Consider the following 15,764-nt stretch of genomic DNA (forward strand, 5'->3'; position numbering starts at 1 on the left):
TTGCAAGCACCACCGGGCAAACTTGTCGGCATGGCACTACCCAAAGTCGGCTCGATCGGTGAATACATCCGCGAGCAGCGGCAGCAGGCGAAGATCTCGCTGCGCCAGCTCGCCGCGGCGGCCGGGGTCTCCAACCCCTACCTGAGCCAGATCGAGCGCGGCCTGCGCAAGCCGAGCGCGGAGATCCTCAACCAGATCGCCAAAGGTCTGCGCATCTCCTCGCAGGCGCTCTACGTGCAGGCGGGCCTCATCGAGGACCGCGAGCCGCCCAGCGACGTGATCACCGCGATCAGGGCCGACGCGCACCTCAGCGAACGGCAACGCCAGGTGCTGATCGACATCTACGAGTCGTTCCGCAAGGAGAAGCACGCCGAGGACGAGCAGACCTCCCAGAATGCCCGCCCCCGGCATGACTCCGATTCGGACGACGCGCCGCTGCCCGAGGAGTTTCTCGCCGCACTTGAGCCCTTTGCGGCGACCTCACGCAACGGCAACGTCACCCAGGAAACCAAGGAAGGTTAACCCATGACGCTGGCCACCGAGGTCAAGAAGCTCACCGAGTCCAAGCCGTTCTACGCCGTCGCCGGCGTCGGCGACTTCGCCGTCGAGAAGCTGCGCGAGCTGCCCGAGCAGCTCTCCAAGCTGCAGTCGCGGCGCTCCGAGATCGCCAAGGACCTGCCGGTCAAGGCCCGCGAGTACGCCGACAAGGCCGAGGGCTTCGCCCGCGAGCTGCCCGACAAGGCCCGCGAGTACGCCGACCAGCTCACCCTCAAGGCCACCGAGGCCTACGAGGACTTCGCCACGCGCGGCCGCAAGGTCGTCAGCAAGGCGAGCGGCACGGCCGCCCTGGAGCTCGAAGAGGTGTCGGAGGCCGCCGAGCCGGCCGTCGCCGAGCCCGTCGAGCCGGTCAAGAAGACCCGTTCCGCCAAGGCCCAGGCCTGACGCAGACCCGAGGCCCGTCTCCCCGCCGGGAGGCGGGCCTTTCCGTTCGGGGGTGCCCGCATGTCGGGGGTGCCTATTAGGCTGAAGCCGTTTGCATCGCGGCGTTGGGCGGAGACGACTACATGGACATGATCAACGGGGTCTTCAACCTCCTCTTCCTGGTGCTCGCCGTGGCCATCCTGGGCATGTCGGTCTACGCGCTCGTGCACGCGCTGCGGGTGCCGGCCAACGCGTTCATCTCGGCGGGCAAACTGCAGAAGAACCTGTGGCTGCTGATCCTCGGGCTGGCCACGCTGTTCTCGGCCGCCGGGGCGTTGAGCTACTTCCAGGCCTTCATGATGGTCGGTGGCGGCCAGTTCATCGGCATCGGCCTCGGGCTGTTCTCCATCGCGGCCGTCATCGCGGCCACGATCTACATCGTCGACGTCAAGCCCGCCGTCAAGGGCATGGGCGGCCGGGGCGGCAACAACGGGCCGTACGGCCCCTGGTAGATCAGGTCAGCTCGGCCGCCAGCCAGGCGGCCAGGCCCTCGTGCCCGGCGAGCGTGGGATGCACCCCGTCGGGCAGGACCGCCTCCTTGGGCCAGCTCCTGCGCATCGGGTCGAGGAACGACACCTTCCCGGCCCTGGCCGCCTCCGCCACGGCGTCGCGCACCCCGTACGCCTTCTTCGGCGGCTCCCCCATCCAGATGGGCCCGACCACCACCGTCCTGGTCTCGGGCCAGTGCGCGCGCACCTCGGCCAGCAGGCTCGCGACGGCCCCGCGCACCCGCTCCGGGCTCCAGCGCCGGTCGTTGTGGCCACCCGAGATGACCAGCAGGTCGGGGGCGGGGCGCCAGGCCAGCTCCACCTCGAACGAGCGCTGGAACGTGCGGCCCGCCCGCCCCTCGTTGCAGAAGCCGGTGCCGCCCGCGCCCGCGATGATCGGCTGCCAGCCCAGCAGGCGGGCGGTCTGCGAGGCGTACGTCTGCCAGGGCGGCACCGGGCCCGACCCGACCGTGAAGCTGTCGCCCACGAACATCATCACCGGCGCCTGCTGCTCGGCGGGCGCCGGTTTCGCCGCGGACGCGCACGAGGGCAGCCCCAGCACCGCGACGAGCACCGCGACGCGTCTCATCAGGCCACGCATGACCACCCCAGGGCACTAGGCTGCCGATATGAGCACCGATCTCCACGGGCGCACCGAAAGACTGGAACTGTCCGACCAGAGCCTGCGCGACTTCGAAGCCGTCGTCCTGGACGCCACGCCAGAGGGGATCGTGCTGAGCAGGTCGGCATTCTATCCGGGTGGAGGCGGCCAGCCGGCGGATCACGGCGTTCTGATCTGGCAGGGCGTGGAGACCCGCATCGTGGGGGCGCGCAAGGGCGACGACCTCTACCTGATCCCGGCCGAGGGCGACCCGATCCCGCCGACCGGCACCGTGGTCAGGGCCGCGGTGGCCGACGAGCGGCGTTCGGCCCTCATGCGCACGCACTCCGGCCTGCACGTGCTGTGCGGGGTGGTCTTCCGCGACTACGGCTGCCTGGTCACCGGCGGCAACATGGACGAGCTCAGCGCCCGCATGGACTTCGACCTGCCCGAGGTGCCTCCCGGCTTCAAGGAGGCCGTGGAGGACGCCTGCAACGCCGAGATCCTCGCCGACCGGCGCATCGACGTGCGGGTGCTGCCCAGGGCCGAGGCGTTCACCATCCCCGACATCATCCGCACGGCCACGAACCTGGTGCCCGAGACCGTCCAGGACGTGCGCATCGTCGACATCGTCGGCCTGGACACCCAGGCCGACGGCGGCACCCACGTGGCCTCCACCAAGCAGATCGGGCGGATCAGGGTCGCCAAGATCGAGAGCAAGGGCCGCGGCTTCCGCCGCCTGCGCATCCAGATCTCCGACTAGCGGGGCTCGACCAGCCTCGTCAGCCCGTCGAGCAGCGACCGGAGCCCGAACTCGAAGAGCCGGTCGAGGTCGAGGTCGAAGTCGCCCAGCTCGTCGAGCAGCCGCGAGAAGGCCGGGTTGGCCGCCTTGATGCCGCTCAGGAACTCTTCCTGCCCGGTCATCCACTCCTCGTCGGTGATCCCCGTGTCCGCCCTGGCGCGCTGCTCCAGCTCGATGTGGGCGGCGATCCCCTGCACGAAGCTGTAGATGAGGATCGTCACGTACATCCGGGTCGCCGCGTCGAGCCCGGTCTCCTGCAGCACCTCCATGACGAACTCCGAGTGCTGGAGCAGCGCCTGCGAGGGCACCGGCCGGGTCAGCGGCGTGGCCCCGGCCATCCACGGATGCGCCCGGTAGGCGGCCCACTGCACGCGCGCCGAGGCCTCCAGCCGTCCCCGCCAGCCCTCGGGGCGCTCCGCGGGCAGCGGGAAGCCGGCGAACGCCGCGTCCACCATGAGCATGAGCAGGTCGTCCTTGCCGCCCACGTGCCGGTAGAGGGACATGGTGGCCGCTCCGAGCCGGCCCGCGACGGCTCGCATCGTCAGCTCTGAAAGCCCTTCCGCGTCGGCGATCTCGATGGCCGCCCGTACGATGCGCCGCCGCGTCAGCTCGTGCTCGGCCGTCGCGCCCGGCCGGGGCCTGGCCGGGGTGCCGGGCCGCTCGGCCACCACCGTGCCCACGCGCGGCTCGGCCACCACCACGCCCTCGCGCGCCAGCAGCGTCAGCGCCTTGGCGGCGGTGGCCAGGGCGACGTTCCAGTCTCTGGCGAGTTGCCTGGTGGAGGGCACGCGCTCGCCCGGGCGGAGCCGGCCGTCGGCGATGCGTTGCTTGATGTCGGCCGCGATGCGGGCGTGGGGCGTGGGGCTCATCCATCCTCCTGTACTAGTACAGATCTTGCCACTATACCCTTGCGACCTGCTGTATGTACTACGTACATTCAGTTCTGCGTACAAGGTCAACACACAGGGAGCGCAGTCATGAAGAAGGTTCTCGTCTCCGGCGCGAGCATCGGCGGCCCCGTCCTGGCGTACTGGCTGGGGCGGCACGGGTTCGACGTGACAGTGGTCGAGCGGGCGCCCGCGCCCCGCAAGGGCGGCCAGGCGGTGGACATCAGGGGCGCGGCACTGACCGTGGTCGAGCGGATGGGGGTGCTGGAGCCGATCCGCGCGCTGCGGACGACCATGCGCGGCATGAACATGGTGGACGGCGACGGCAACGAGATCATGCGTAGCGAGGAGGAGACGCTCAGTGGCGGCCGGTTCGACAGCCCGGACATCGAGATCATGCGGGACGACCTGAACAACATCCTCCTGGACGCCTCGACGACCGCCCGCTACGTCTACGGCGACTCGATCGCCACGCTGGGCGAGGACGGCGAGGTGACGTTCGAGGGCGGGTGGCGCGACCGCTACGACCACGTCATCGGCGCCGACGGCCTGCACTCCAACGTGCGCAGGCTCGCCTTCGGCCCCGAGCAGCAGTTCCTGCACCACCTCGGCACCTACGTCTCCATCTACACCGCAGGCAACTTCCTCGGCCTCGACCACTGGCAGACCTGGTTCAACGCGGGCGAGGCGGGCGGCGCGCTGTTCAGCGACCGCGACCCTGCCGAGATGCGGGTCAACCTCGGCTTCAGGTCCGGCGTGATCGACTACGACTACCGCGACCTCGACCAGCAGAAGCGGCTCATCCAGGAGCACTGCTCGGCGGTCTGGGAGGCGCCCAGGCTGCTGGAGGCCATGTGGAAGGCCGACGACTTCTACTTCGACTCCATGGCCCAGGTGAAGATGGAGCGCTTCACCAAGGGGCGGGTCGCGCTGGTGGGCGACGCCGGGTACTGCGCCTCGCCGCTGTCCGGGCAGGGCACGAGCCTGGCGCTGGTGGGCGCGTACGTGCTCGCGGAGGAGCTCGGCGCCGGCGGCGCGGACGCCTTCGAGAGGTACGAGGAGCGCATGCGCCCGTTCGTCGCCGCGAACCAGGCGCTCGCCCACGAGAACCCCGGCCAGGGCGCCGCGCCGGAGAGCGTCCAGCGGGCGGCCAACACCATCGCTCTGACCTGAGCAGGTACGAACCGATACGATTTGCCGCCATGGGTATCAGACTCACGATGGCCGCCCTGGCGGCCACCGCTCTGACGTTGTCCGCAACCCCCGCCGCCCTCGCAGCGGAGGCCGGGATGACGGACGAGGTCACGATGACCCTCGGCAAGGACGGCACCCTGCACGTGGTCGAGAAGATCAGCGGCGCGTCGGGGCAGCTCAAGCGCACGTTCATCACCCGGACGCGGTACGACGACAGCAACGACCGCCTGTACCGGATCTCGAACGTCAAGGGCGGCACCCTCGCGGGCGACGTGCTCACCGTGACGGGCCAGACCGTCGAGTACGACGTCAAGGGGGCGGTGACGCCCTCGGGCGGCATCGAGGAGCTGCGCTGGTTCGCCGTGAACGGCTGGAACCAGCCGGTCGCCAAGGCCACGGTCAAGGTGACCGGCCCCGGGCAGGTCCAGAACCTGTCCTGCTTCGCCGGCGCCCTCACCTCGGCCATCGGCTGCACCTCGGCCTCCATGGACCACGCCGCCACGCAGGCCGACTTCGAGCAGGAGAACATCGCTCCCGACCAGGCCCTCACCGTCATCGTCGGATACCCCAAGGGCTCCAGCAACGGCAAGCCCATCCTGGACAAGCGCTTCTCCCTGTCGGCCGCGTTCACGCTCGACACCGTCACCGGCGGCGCCCTGGCCGGGCTGCTGGTCCTGATGCTCGGCGGCGTCGCCCTGCTCTACTGGACGCGCGGCCGCGACGCGCGGGTCGCCGGCCACGAGAGCGGCAAGGTCGATCCGGTGCAGAACGGCCATTTCACCCCGCCCGACGGGGTGCGCCCCGGCCAGATCGGCACGCTCGTGGACGAGCAGGCCGACGTGGTCGACGTCACCGCCACCATCGTCGACCTCGCCGTCCGCGGCTACCTGCGCATCGACGAGCAGCCCAGGCAGGTGTACGACGCGCCCGACTGGATGCTGGTCAGGCTGCCGAACGCGCCGATGAACGCGCTGCTGCCGTACGAGCTGGCGCTCTACCAGGCCATCTTCGACGGGCGCGACGCGGTGCTGCTGTCGCAGCTGTCCGGCTCGTTCGCCGCCAACCTCGGCAAGGTGCGCGACGCGCTCTACGCCGACGTGGTCCGGCAGGGCTGGTTCGCCCGCCGCCCCGACACCGAGCGCACCAGGTGGACCATGATCGGCGTGGTGCTCGTCGGCGTGGGGCTGCTGGCCACGGTGGCGCTGGCCTGGTTCACCACGTACGGGCTGCTCGGCCTGGCCCTGGTCATCGCGGGCGGCGCGCTGGCCGTCGGCGGCCAGTACATGCCGGCCAAGACCGCCAAGGGGTCGGCGGCGCTGGCGCACACGATGGGCTTCCGCCAGTACCTGTTCTCCGGCGAGCTGGGGGACGTGCCCGAGCAGCACCGGGTGGAGCTGTTCTCCCGCTACCTGCCGTACGCGGTGATCTTCGACGGGGTGGAGCACTGGTCGCGGGTGGTGGCCTCCGTCACGGGCAACGGGCACCAGGCCGACAACCTGTACTGGTACCACGGGCCCGCGGAGTGGGACCTGTCGAAGTTCGCCGGCTCGATGCGTACGTTCACCCAGACGACGTCCGGCGCCATCTCCGCCACCCGCCAGTTCCGCTCCCTGTAGGGATCGTTCAGAGGGAGAACCGTTCGGCGAACGCCGACAGCTCCGCGCGCTGCTCGTCCGGTTCCGTGGTCGAGGGGCTGACGACGAGGCGGGTCACCCCCTGCGCGGCGAGCTCCTCGGCGCGGCCGGCGGGCATGTCGATCGCCCCGAAGCGGGTGTACTCCAGCGCGTCCGGGTCGCGGCCCGCCTCGGCGGCGGTGGACCGGGCGAGCTCCCACAGCGCGGCCAGCTCCTCGGGGCGCAGCCTGCCGCCGGGGTAGAAGCCGTCGCCACGCAGGCCCGCCCGCCGCGCGGCCGCCCGGCTCGACCCGCCGACGTGGATCGGCAACGTGGTGGCCGCGTGCGGCTTGGGAAAGCTGCAGAGGCCGTCCAGGTCGAAGAACTCCCCGGCGAAGCTGACGCCCTCCGCGCCGCCCGCCCACAGCAGCCGCAGCACGTCGATCGCCTCGTCGGCGCGGCGGCCCCGGCCGGCGAAGTCCACCCCCACCGCCCTGGCCTCCCCCGGCAGGGCACCGAGGCCCACGGTGAGCAGCCGCATCCTGCCCTTGGACAGCACGTCGATGGTGGCCAGCCGCTTGGCGAGGGTCACCGGATGGTGGTACGGGAGCAGCAGCACGCCGGTGCCGAGCAGGATCCGCTCGGTGTGGGCGGCGACGAAGGTGAGGGTGTCGAGCGGGTCGGCGTACGGCAGCGTCGGCGGCAGCTCGAAGGGCCCGATGGCGGCACCCGGGTACAGCACGATGTGCTCGGGGACGTACAACGACTCGAACCCGCACTCCTCGGCCAGCCGGGCGAACGCGGCGAGTTTGTCAGGATCCACGCCGTGATGCGGCGTGCTGTAACTGATTCCGAATTTCATCTGCTGCTTCCTCGGTCGGCGCGGCGGGACGCCCGACCAGGCTAGAAGCTTGACACCGGCGTCAGGGAAGTGAACAACTTGTTTAAAACAAACCGTTGACAGCCGGTGCGTCCGTGCCCCATGGTGATCTCATGTCTTCCGAAGCCGACCTCTTCGACCCCCCGCAGCCCGAGCAGGCGCGAGCGCAGCGTGTGTACGCGTCCCTGCACCGCATCGCCGAGCGGCACGCGGCCACCGACGAGCAGCGCCAGCGGCAGGTCCACCCGTCGGCCCTCGCGCCGCACGAGGCGGTCAGGCTCGTCACGTTCCTGCTCAGCGGGGCCGCGCGGCTGGACGACGGCGAAGCGGCGGTGGACCACGCCGACATCACCGCCGCGCTGAGCCTCGTCCCGCTGGTCCGCGGGGAGCTGGACGCGCTCGAAGCCACGCTGCTCCAGCTCGCCCGCGGGCGGAACATGACCTGGCAGGACATCGCCTTCGGGCTCGGCCTCGGCACCCCGCAGGCCGCCAGGCAACGCTACGAACGCCTCGCCGACCGCGTACCCGCCGACCCGGACGCGGTGGAGTAGCCGCCTCGGCGCAGCCGGAGCTCGCCGGCCAGGCGGGCGGGGCCTTGGGCGCAGCGGCGGGTCACCGGCCAGGCGGAGCCCTCAGCGCAGCCGGAGCTCGCCGACGGGCCGCCCGCCACCCAGCACTGTGCCGGCGGCGAGCTCGGCCAGCTCGGGCGCGTCCAGGCCCAGCGAGCGCAGCGCCGCCACGGTGACGGGCACGCGGGCACGCGCGCCGCCGTCCTCGATCTTGACGGTGCCGGCGCGCCCGTCCTCGAACACGAACGCGTCGAACGCCTCCGCCCCCGCCTTCAGCATCAGCCCGGGCACCGCCCGCATCAGCTTGGCCTCGGCCCTGTCAGTGCCGGAGGTCCACTCGGGGTAGGTGCGCATGGCGTCGAAGATCTTGCGCTCGTACGAGTCCTCCGACGACATCGGGAACGCCCGGAACGCCTTGGTCACGCCCAGCATCGACACGAAGAACAGCGGCGCCCCGCACCCGTCCACCCCGGAGGCCGCCACCCGCTCCCCGGTCAGCTCCTCCACCGTCTCGCGGATCGCCCGCTGCAGCGGATGCGCCGGCTCCAGGTACGTGCTCAGCGGCCAGTCGTTCGCCACGCAGGTGGCCAGCATGGCGGAGTGCTTGCCCGAGCAGTTCATGTAGACGCGCCCGCGCTCGGTGGCCGCGCGGTCGAACGGGTAGTCCTCGGGGCACTGCAACGCCGACTCGTCCAGACCGGCTCCCGCCAGGATCTTCCTGACACCGTCCACGTGAAAGGGCTCGCCGGAGTGCGAGGCGCAGGCCAGCGCGAGCAGCTCGTTCTCCAGGCGCAGGCCGCTGCGGAGCATGCCCAGCGCCTGCAGCGGCTTCATCGACGACCGTGGCGAGGCCGGCACGTGCACCGCGCCCCTGGTCTCGACCGGGCGGCCTGCCGCGTCCACGGTCAGCATGCGAGCCTGATGCGTGGACTCCACGAACCCGGACCGGACGACTTCCACAATCAACGACATTTCACGTTCCCCTTTCGACATGAGTGTATGAAGGGTTTGGTCCTGGTCCAGAATGGGATGCCATGCGAGCAGTCGTACAGAGAGTCAGTTCGGCGTCGGTCGAGGTCGAGGGGCGCGTGGTCGGGGCGATCAGCGAGCCCGGTCTGCTCGTCCTGGTGGGGGTCACGCACACGGATACGCGCGCCGAGGCCGCCAAGCTCGCCGCCAAGCTGTGGGGGCTGCGCATCCTGCACGGCGAGAAGTCCTGCTCGGACGTGTCGGCGCCGCTCCTGGTGATCAGCCAGTTCACCCTGTACGGCGACGCCCGCAAGGGCCGCCGCCCCACCTGGCAGGCCGCCGCCCCTGGGCCTGTCGCGGAGCCGCTGGTGGATGCGGTGGTGGCGGAGTTGCGGGCGTTGGGGGCGCGGGTGGAGACCGGGGTGTTCGGCGCCGACATGAAAGTGGCGCTGGTCAACGACGGCCCGATCACCCTCGTCCTGGACATGTGACCTCAGAGGCCCGACCTGGGCGCCGTGCGTGGTGCGCCGAACACCAAGGCACACCGTCCCGCCGACCCGGCGCCGGTTGCGGCGCTCCGCATGCCGCAGCTCGCCCAGTGCAGCACCCATGCGCGATGCGGCGTGGGGCGCCGCGCTGGGCGGGGCGGCGCGCGGCACGCAGGGATCGCACGGTCGGCCGGCGCCGCACACTCGGCCAGCGCCGCACCATCGGCAGGTGCCGCGTGGTGGGTTATCGGATGCGGCGGCGGAGGGACGGGTCGATGGTGACGTTGCGGCCGGCGTCCGGTGGGACGACGACCTCCTGGGCGGCGGCCACCCCGCCCGCGAGCAGCGGAGCGTCCACCGGCACCGTGCGCTTGACCACCGCCAGGGCGATCGGGCCCAGCTCGTGGTGGCGGGCGGCCGAGCCGACGACGCCCACCTCCTGGCTCTCGAAGATCACGGGAGCGCCGTGCGCGGGCAGCGTGTCGACGCTCCCGTCCAGGTGCAGGAACACCAGGCGCCGCGGCGGGTGCCCCAGGTTGTGCACCCGGGCCACCGTCTCCTGCCCGCGGTAGCAACCCTTGCTGAGGTGCACCGCCCCGCCGACCCAGCCCACCTCGTGCGGGATCGTCTTGTGGTCGGTCTCGAAGCCCAGCCGCGGCCGGTGCGCCTCGATGCGCAGGGCCTCGTACGCCCACAGCCCCGCCAGCGGCTTGCCCAGGTGGTCGGCGAGCTCGGCACGCGGCACCAGGAAGTCTTCGGTGGCCGTGGACAGCACGGCGAGGTCGTCGGCCGGCGACACCTCGACGCGCAGCATGAACCGCATGCGGTCGAGGTAGCCGATCAGGCTCTGCGCGGTGCCCGGCTCGACGTGGGCCAGGACGCTCTGCCCGTCGTCGGTCAGCGTGAGGTGGTGCTGGACGCGGCCCTGCAGGTCGAGGTCGAGCGTCTGCGTCCACTCGCCCGGCTGGAGCGTGTCGAGCTTCTGCGAGGTGAGGTCGTTGAGCCATTTCAGCCGGTCCGCGCCGGTGATGCGGATCACCTCGCGGTTGCTGCGGTCGACGACCGCTTCTCCCTTGACCAGTGCGCGCTGCTCGGCGAACAGGTCGCCGTAGTGCGCGGCTACGTCGGAGTCAGGGGCGTCCGCCGGGACGGCGCCGGGGAGGTCGAGCAGAGGGCTACGCATGCCTTCCAGGCTATCCGCACCGCCGACGGCGGCTGTCCGCCGCGGGGGGTCAGCGGCAGTTGCGGCAGCGGCCGAAGACGGTCAGGTGGTGGACGTCCGCGACGAAGCCCAGCTCCTCGTCCAGGCCCTTGACCAGCCCCTCCGCCAGCTCGGGCCGCACCTCGAACACCTCGTCGCAGCCCCGGCACACCAGGTGCACGTGGTCGGCCTCGGCCGCCAGGTGGTAGGTGGGGGCGCCGTGCCCGAGGTGGGTGTGGGTGACCATGCCGAGCTCTTCGAGCAGTTCCAGCGTGCGGTAGACGGTGGAGATGTTCACCCCGCGCGCCGTCTGGCGGACCTTGACGCAGATCTCCTCCGGCGTGGCGTGCTCCAGCTCCTTGACCGCCTCCAGCACGAGCTGGCGCTGGGGAGTGACCCGGTAGCCCTTGGCGCGGAGTTCCTCATGCCACTGCGTCTCGGTCATGCCTTCGATACTACGACCCGACGATATTCACTTGCCCCTTTCGCGGCGGAGCGCATAGCTTCTTGGGTACGCGGAAAGGAGGTGGTCCGAATAATGGTTAGTCATAGTCGGGCTAGCGAGGTGGTTGTCCGCTGACCTCGCGGACTGTTGTCTCGTGACGTGACGCGAATACGAGGCAACCACCGGGGCCCCTGGCAGCCGGAGGGCGGGACATCGATCCCGACCATGGTCCATCCGGCCCGCCGTCACGGCGGAGTGTTGCCTGGGGCCCTTCTTCAGTTTCAGTGCTCGCCGCGGGCCTGGAGGCCGAGCTTCTCGCACGCCTCGCGGTAGAGCTTCACCACTGCCTTGCGCACCTGGGCCCGCTCGGTGAGCGTCTCGCCCCAGGGCACGCGCACCCGCTCCCCGCCGTCGATCGTGAACGTGATCGCCTCGGCGTCGACGTCGCTGGTCAGCGCCGTCTTGGCCTCGGGCCGCCCGCCGAGCCCCCGCACGATGATCAGCCCGTCGTCGGCGTGGTCGTCATTCATGTGCCGCTTGATCGCCTCGACGGCGTCAGCGGTGAACGGCGTGCTCATGGGATCAGGCCACCTTCTTCAGCTCTGCCGACATGTGGTCCGTGAGCGGGTGACCGACGGCCGCCATCTCGTAGGCCCACATGAGGTTGCCGTTGACCAGGCCGTACAGGCGATGGCCCGCGGTGTACTCCTTGGCCGAGGCGGTGCGTGCCACCACGTCCGTACGCAGCTCGATCTTGTGGAAGACGACCTCGCCGATGTAGATCTCGACGATCCCGGTGGGATGCGAGAGCACGACCTCGACCTGCCGGTCGGGCTGGGGCCGCCAGTAGCCGGACTCCGTGGCCAGCGGCCTGACCCGGTTCCCGGCCTCGTCGAGCAGCCAGGTGCGGCTCACGTACGTCAGGAACGGTTTGCCGTTGTGCCCGAACTCGATCTCCTGGCCGAAGTTGAAGCTCTCGATCGTCGGGTAGCCGCCCACGCCGGCGCCTTCCCACCGCCCCAGCAGGAACGCGATCGGCTCCAGGTCGGGGTGCACCTCAGGTTCTTCCATGCTCCCCAAGCGTAGTGGCGCGCCACGCCCGTACGGGCTCCTCCGGGGCTAGGGTGACGGATATGGCACGTTCACTGGTGATCAAGGTGACCGCGGGAGCCGACGCTCCCGAGCGCTGCAACCAGGCGTTCACGGTCGCGGCCGCCGCGCTCGCGAGCGGTGTATCCGTTTCCCTGTGGCTGACCGGCGAGTCGTCGTGGTTCGCGCTGCCCGGCCGGGCCAAGGAGTTCACCCTGCCGCACGCCGCGCCGCTCCCCGACCTGCTCGACGCCGTGCTGGCGGCCGGGCGGGTGACGCTCTGCACGCAGTGCGCCGCCCGCAGGAACATCACCGTGGACGACCTCATCGAGGGGGTGCGGATCGCGGGCGCGCCGGCGTTCGTCGAGGAAGTGACCGCCGAGGGCGTGCAGGCCCTGGTCTACTGACCGGCGGGGCAGGGCCCGGCCGGTCTCCTGCGGCGTCTCGAGGCCCGACAGGATCTGCGGCGTCGCCGCTGATCGCCCGGCGCCGGCGATGGCCCTAGCGGCTGCCGCGCTTCCCGCCCAGCAGGCCCCGCACCGCGCCGATCACCGCCGACCCGACCTCCCCCGCCAGGGGTTCGCGCTCCTCCTCCGCCGTGGGCCCCGGATCGGGGTGCGCGGGCTGGGCGCAGCCCGCGCGGCACGCCTCCAGCTGCGCCGCGAACGCCATGCCCAGGAAGAGCGCGATCGAGCTGAGGAACGACCACAGCAGCAGCGCCATCACGGCGGTCAGCGGCCCGTACGTGTCGCCGAACGAGCTGTTGTACTCGGTGTAGGCGGCCAGGGCCAGCGTGAACAGCGTCCATGACCCCAGCGCCACCAGCGCCCCCACGGCCAGCCACGTGTGACCCGGCTGCCTGCGCCGGGGCGAGGCCCGGAACAGCGTCACCGTGGAGGCCAGCGCGAGCAGGAAGCCGAGCGGCCAGCGGACGAAGGGGTAGGCCTGGCGGGCTCCGGCGCCCCAGCCGAAGGTCTCGCCCAGGGCGTCGCCGAGCTCGCCGCCGCCCACCAGGACCGTGAAGCCGGTGATCATGCAGATCCCGGCGGTCAGCGCCAGCACGACCGCCCTGGCGTACTTGCGGTGGAACGGCCGGTCGCGCTCGACGCCGTAGATCCGGTTCGCCCCCCGCTCGAACTGCGCCATCGCGGAGGCGAGCGCGGCCAGCGTGGTGGCCAGGCCCAGCCAGAGCGCCAGCTCGTCCCTGGTGCCGTTCCCGCCGTCGAGCACCTGCGCGACGGCCTCCGCGCCGCCGCCGGGCGCCAGGGCGCTCAGCGTGAGCCGCAGCACCCGGCCCAGCTCCTCCTGGTGGGTGACCGCGCTCAGGCCGACGACGGCGATGGCGCCGGGGATGATGGCCAGGCAGATCTGGAACGCCAGGGCCCGCGAGTGGCTCATGCCGTCGCCGTACCGGAACCTGGTGAACGAGTCGCGCACGAAGTGCCAGCCGCCGTACTTGCGCAGCGTCTCCCACGCGTCGTCGGCGGACAGTTCCTCCCCGCTCATCGTGCGGGTCTGGGGGACAGTGACCGTGGATCCCACGGCGGACGTCCTACCCCGAAGTGGTCGCTCCAGCCGCCGGGCGGCTGGAGCGGCCGTCACGGTTGCAGCACCGTCGTCAGGCGCTCCTGGCGCAGCGCCTCGTAGCGGGAGTCGTCGAGCGGCGCCAGCTCGCCCACCCGCCACGACAGCAGCAGGTCGGCCAGCGCCGGGTTGCGCGCCAGCGCCGGCCCGTGCAGGTAGGTGCCCACGACGTGCCCCGCGTAGCAGCCCTCGAACCCGTCGCCGTTGCCCACGCCCTTGACCGTCCGCGACAGCGGCCGGACGCCGGGGCCCAGGTGGGTGACGCCCATGTGGTTCTCGAAACCGGTCAGCGTGGGCAGGTTGAGCGCGGCGTCCACCTCGGCCACCAGCTCGCCCACCGCCCGCGCGGGGCCGCGGACGCTGGAGATGTCGAGCAGGCCGATGCCGTCCACGGGCTGGCCCTCCTCGCCGCCGAACGTGCTGCCCATGATCTGGTAGCCGGCGCACACCGCCAGCATGGCCGCGCCGCGCGCGATGGCGCGGTGCAGGCCGCCGTCCCTGCGCAGGCGCTGGGCGGCCAGGATCTGCGGGCGGTCCTCGCCGCCGCCGATCAGGTAGATGTCGCCGGTCTCGGGGACCGGGTCGGCCGAGCGTACGTGGATCGTCTCCGTCTCGATCCCCCTGCGCTGCGCCCGCTGCTCCAGGACCAGCACGTTGCCCTGGTCACCGTACGTGCTCAGCAGGTCGGGGTAGATCCAGACGATGCGAAGGGCGCTGTCAGACGGCACGGCCGAACTCCGATCGGATCTGCTGGAAGGCGGTGTAGTTGGCGATCACGTCCACCCGCCCGGGCGGCTGCATGGCCAACGCCTCCGTGAACGTGTCGCACAGCGTGAACGGCACGTCGGCCACGTCGAGCCGGAGCGCCAGGTCGAGGCGGCGCTCACCGGTGACGAACACGGGGCGCCCGCGCAGGATGCGGTAGTCGACGTCCCACAACCACGAGGTGTCGCGCCCGTCGGGGCCCTGCGCGTTGACCGAGAGGATGATCGGCAGCTGCGGGTCGGCGACGTCGAACGCCTCCAGCCAGCCCGCCGGGTTCTTCGCCAGCAGCAACCGCGCGTGCCGGCCCTCGCGCTCGACGGTGGTGTAGCGGCCCGCCACCGAGGTGACCTCGCGCAGCCGGGGCAGCGCCCGGTCCACCGGCAGCCCGAACGCCTCGGCCACCGCCAGCGCCATCACCGCGTTGGAGCGGTTGGCCTGGCCGGGGAGCTGGATGTCGAGCAGCCAGCGCTGCCCGCGCGGGTCGATCGCCGAGTCGCCGTCGACCACCCACTGCGGCTCGGGCCGGTGGAAGGTGCACTCCCGGCACGCCCAGTCGGCGTCCTTGCGGTCGAGCGGGCCGCCGCACTCGGGGCAGCACCAGGAGTCCTCCTTCCACCGCTGACCGCCCGCGACCCAGGTGACCTTGGCCGCCGTGGACGCGCCCCAGGTGACGAGCGGGTCGTCGCAGTTGGCGATGACGTGGGTGGGCTTGCCGGACAGGGCCCTGCGCCACTTCTGCGCCAGCAGCCAGATCTCGGCGGCGCGGTCCATCTGGTCGCGGCTGAGGTTCATCAGGCAGACGACGCCGGCGCCGGTCGTGGCGAGCACCTCGGGCAGATACTTCTCGTCCACCTCCAGCACGCCGTAGGGGGCGCGCTTGTGCTGGGAGAGCGCGGAGACGTGGCCGGCGGGCATGTTGGCGCCGAACGCGTTCGTGGCCACCTCGCCGAGCTCCAGCAGCGCCGAGGTGATCAACCTCGTGGTGGTGGTCTTGCCGTTGGTCGCACTGACCAGGGCCAGCTTGCGGTCGCGGGCCAGCTTGCGCAGAAGGTCAGGCTCGAGCAGCAGGCCGACCCGACCGCCGATCACCGAGCCGTCGCCACGCCCGGTCATCCTGGACAGCGTGGCGGCGCTGCGGCCCAGGGCACTGGCGAGCTGGGCCCGCAGAGGAAGCTGGGTCATGAGCAAGGATCCTAGTCGGCGTTGGC

At 71.4% G+C, this 15,764-nt stretch carries 20 protein-coding genes; 9 read left to right on the forward strand and 11 right to left on the reverse strand.

Annotation, left to right across the window (positions count from 1 at the left end):
- The first annotated feature begins 30 nt into the window (after positions 1 to 30).
- The 3 genes from AB0I79_RS52285 to AB0I79_RS52295 all read left to right on the forward strand — a co-directional run bounded on the left by AB0I79_RS52285 (position 31) and on the right by AB0I79_RS52295 (position 1,433).
- Positions 31 to 522 carry a helix-turn-helix transcriptional regulator gene (locus AB0I79_RS52285; protein WP_357891040.1) on the forward strand — a complete coding sequence of 164 codons (492 nt, stop codon included), beginning with the start codon at positions 31 to 33 and terminating at the stop codon, positions 520 to 522.
- A 3-nt stretch (positions 523 to 525) separates the two neighbouring features.
- Entirely contained in the window at positions 526 to 942 is a 417-nt protein-coding gene (locus tag AB0I79_RS52290) for a hypothetical protein (protein ID WP_357891043.1), read from the forward strand.
- A 122-nt stretch (positions 943 to 1,064) separates the two neighbouring features.
- Positions 1,065 to 1,433, forward strand: coding sequence for a DUF2516 family protein (locus AB0I79_RS52295; RefSeq protein WP_357891046.1), 369 nt, complete (start codon positions 1,065 to 1,067; stop codon positions 1,431 to 1,433).
- Position 1,434: 1 nt separating this feature from the next.
- Here the strand turns inward: AB0I79_RS52295 and AB0I79_RS52300 are convergent, their stop codons facing one another.
- Entirely contained in the window at positions 1,435 to 2,058 is a 624-nt protein-coding gene (locus AB0I79_RS52300) for an SGNH/GDSL hydrolase family protein (protein WP_357891048.1), read from the reverse strand.
- Between the two features lie 40 nt (positions 2,059 to 2,098).
- Between AB0I79_RS52300 and AB0I79_RS52305 the strand changes: the two genes are divergently transcribed.
- A complete protein-coding gene (locus AB0I79_RS52305) occupies positions 2,099 to 2,833 on the forward strand; it encodes an alanyl-tRNA editing protein (protein ID WP_357891051.1) in 735 nt (244 codons plus the stop codon).
- Here the strand turns inward: AB0I79_RS52305 and AB0I79_RS52310 are convergent.
- The gene (locus tag AB0I79_RS52310) at positions 2,830 to 3,741 is read right to left on the reverse strand and encodes a TetR/AcrR family transcriptional regulator C-terminal domain-containing protein (protein ID WP_357891054.1); all 912 of its coding nucleotides are present in this window, start codon (positions 3,739 to 3,741) and stop codon (positions 2,830 to 2,832) included. The genes AB0I79_RS52305 and AB0I79_RS52310 overlap by 4 nt on opposite strands.
- Before the next feature lie 108 nt (positions 3,742 to 3,849).
- Here AB0I79_RS52310 and AB0I79_RS52315 point away from each other — a divergent pair, with 108 nt between their 5' ends.
- Positions 3,850 to 4,932: an FAD-dependent monooxygenase gene (locus AB0I79_RS52315; RefSeq protein WP_357891057.1), complete on the forward strand. Its 1,083-nt coding sequence runs from the start codon at positions 3,850 to 3,852 to the stop codon at positions 4,930 to 4,932.
- 29 nt (positions 4,933 to 4,961) lie between these two features.
- The gene (locus AB0I79_RS52320; RefSeq protein ID WP_357891060.1) at positions 4,962 to 6,569 is read left to right on the forward strand and encodes a DUF2207 domain-containing protein; all 1,608 of its coding nucleotides are present in this window, start codon (positions 4,962 to 4,964) and stop codon (positions 6,567 to 6,569) included.
- Positions 6,570 to 6,576: 7 nt separating this feature from the next.
- Here the strand turns inward: AB0I79_RS52320 and AB0I79_RS52325 are convergent, their stop codons facing one another.
- Positions 6,577 to 7,428, reverse strand: a complete 852-nt coding sequence (locus tag AB0I79_RS52325; protein ID WP_357891063.1) for a TIGR03619 family F420-dependent LLM class oxidoreductase — start codon at positions 7,426 to 7,428, stop codon at positions 6,577 to 6,579.
- Positions 7,429 to 7,559: 131 nt separating this feature from the next.
- Between AB0I79_RS52325 and AB0I79_RS52330 the strand changes: the two genes are divergently transcribed.
- Positions 7,560 to 7,997: a DNA-binding protein gene (locus AB0I79_RS52330; RefSeq protein WP_357891066.1), complete on the forward strand. Its 438-nt coding sequence runs from the start codon at positions 7,560 to 7,562 to the stop codon at positions 7,995 to 7,997.
- 81 nt (positions 7,998 to 8,078) lie between these two features.
- Here the strand turns inward: AB0I79_RS52330 and AB0I79_RS52335 are convergent, their stop codons facing one another.
- On the reverse strand, positions 8,079 to 8,987 hold the full coding sequence (locus AB0I79_RS52335) for an asparaginase (protein ID WP_357891069.1): 909 nt from the start codon (positions 8,985 to 8,987) through the stop codon (positions 8,079 to 8,081).
- A gap of 62 nt (positions 8,988 to 9,049) precedes the next feature.
- On the opposite strand from AB0I79_RS52335, the gene dtd reads away from it, so the two are divergent.
- The gene (dtd, locus tag AB0I79_RS52340; protein ID WP_357891072.1) at positions 9,050 to 9,475 is read left to right on the forward strand and encodes a D-aminoacyl-tRNA deacylase; all 426 of its coding nucleotides are present in this window, start codon (positions 9,050 to 9,052) and stop codon (positions 9,473 to 9,475) included.
- Positions 9,476 to 9,716: 241 nt separating this feature from the next.
- On the opposite strand, the gene AB0I79_RS52345 is transcribed toward dtd, so the two are convergent.
- The 4 genes from AB0I79_RS52345 to AB0I79_RS52360 all read right to left on the reverse strand — a co-directional run bounded on the left by AB0I79_RS52345 (position 9,717) and on the right by AB0I79_RS52360 (position 12,189).
- The gene (locus AB0I79_RS52345; RefSeq protein WP_357891075.1) at positions 9,717 to 10,655 is read right to left on the reverse strand and encodes a glycine cleavage T C-terminal barrel domain-containing protein; all 939 of its coding nucleotides are present in this window, start codon (positions 10,653 to 10,655) and stop codon (positions 9,717 to 9,719) included.
- A gap of 49 nt (positions 10,656 to 10,704) precedes the next feature.
- Positions 10,705 to 11,118 carry a Fur family transcriptional regulator gene (locus tag AB0I79_RS52350; RefSeq protein ID WP_185110434.1) on the reverse strand — a complete coding sequence of 138 codons (414 nt, stop codon included), beginning with the start codon at positions 11,116 to 11,118 and terminating at the stop codon, positions 10,705 to 10,707.
- A 281-nt stretch (positions 11,119 to 11,399) separates the two neighbouring features.
- Positions 11,400 to 11,696, reverse strand: a complete 297-nt coding sequence (locus AB0I79_RS52355; RefSeq protein ID WP_357891078.1) for a DUF2470 domain-containing protein — start codon at positions 11,694 to 11,696, stop codon at positions 11,400 to 11,402.
- A gap of 4 nt (positions 11,697 to 11,700) precedes the next feature.
- Positions 11,701 to 12,189, reverse strand: a complete 489-nt coding sequence (locus AB0I79_RS52360) for an FABP family protein (protein WP_347701491.1) — start codon at positions 12,187 to 12,189, stop codon at positions 11,701 to 11,703.
- A gap of 62 nt (positions 12,190 to 12,251) precedes the next feature.
- Here AB0I79_RS52360 and AB0I79_RS52365 point away from each other — a divergent pair, with 62 nt between their 5' ends.
- Positions 12,252 to 12,614: a DsrE family protein gene (locus AB0I79_RS52365; protein ID WP_357891081.1), complete on the forward strand. Its 363-nt coding sequence runs from the start codon at positions 12,252 to 12,254 to the stop codon at positions 12,612 to 12,614.
- 94 nt (positions 12,615 to 12,708) lie between these two features.
- Here AB0I79_RS52365 and AB0I79_RS52370 read toward each other — a convergent pair whose 3' ends face one another.
- Genes AB0I79_RS52370 through AB0I79_RS52380 form a run of 3 tightly spaced genes read right to left on the reverse strand, consistent with a single transcriptional unit; the run spans position 12,709 to position 15,738 of the window.
- The gene (locus tag AB0I79_RS52370) at positions 12,709 to 13,749 is read right to left on the reverse strand and encodes a YihY/virulence factor BrkB family protein (protein ID WP_357891084.1); all 1,041 of its coding nucleotides are present in this window, start codon (positions 13,747 to 13,749) and stop codon (positions 12,709 to 12,711) included.
- Between the two features lie 56 nt (positions 13,750 to 13,805).
- Complete coding sequence (locus tag AB0I79_RS52375) at positions 13,806 to 14,519, reverse strand: glutamine amidotransferase (RefSeq protein ID WP_357891087.1); 714 nt, start codon at positions 14,517 to 14,519, stop codon at positions 13,806 to 13,808.
- Positions 14,509 to 15,738 (reverse strand): MurT ligase domain-containing protein, encoded by a 1,230-nt coding sequence (locus AB0I79_RS52380; protein ID WP_357891090.1) that lies wholly within the window; start codon positions 15,736 to 15,738, stop codon positions 14,509 to 14,511. Before AB0I79_RS52380 ends, AB0I79_RS52375 begins: the two co-directional genes overlap by 11 nt.
- Between the last annotated feature and the right edge of the window lie 26 nt (positions 15,739 to 15,764).

The sequence above is a fragment of the Nonomuraea sp. NPDC050202 genome (assembly GCF_040656115.1).
Taxonomy (GTDB): Bacteria; Actinomycetota; Actinomycetes; order Streptosporangiales; family Streptosporangiaceae; genus Nonomuraea.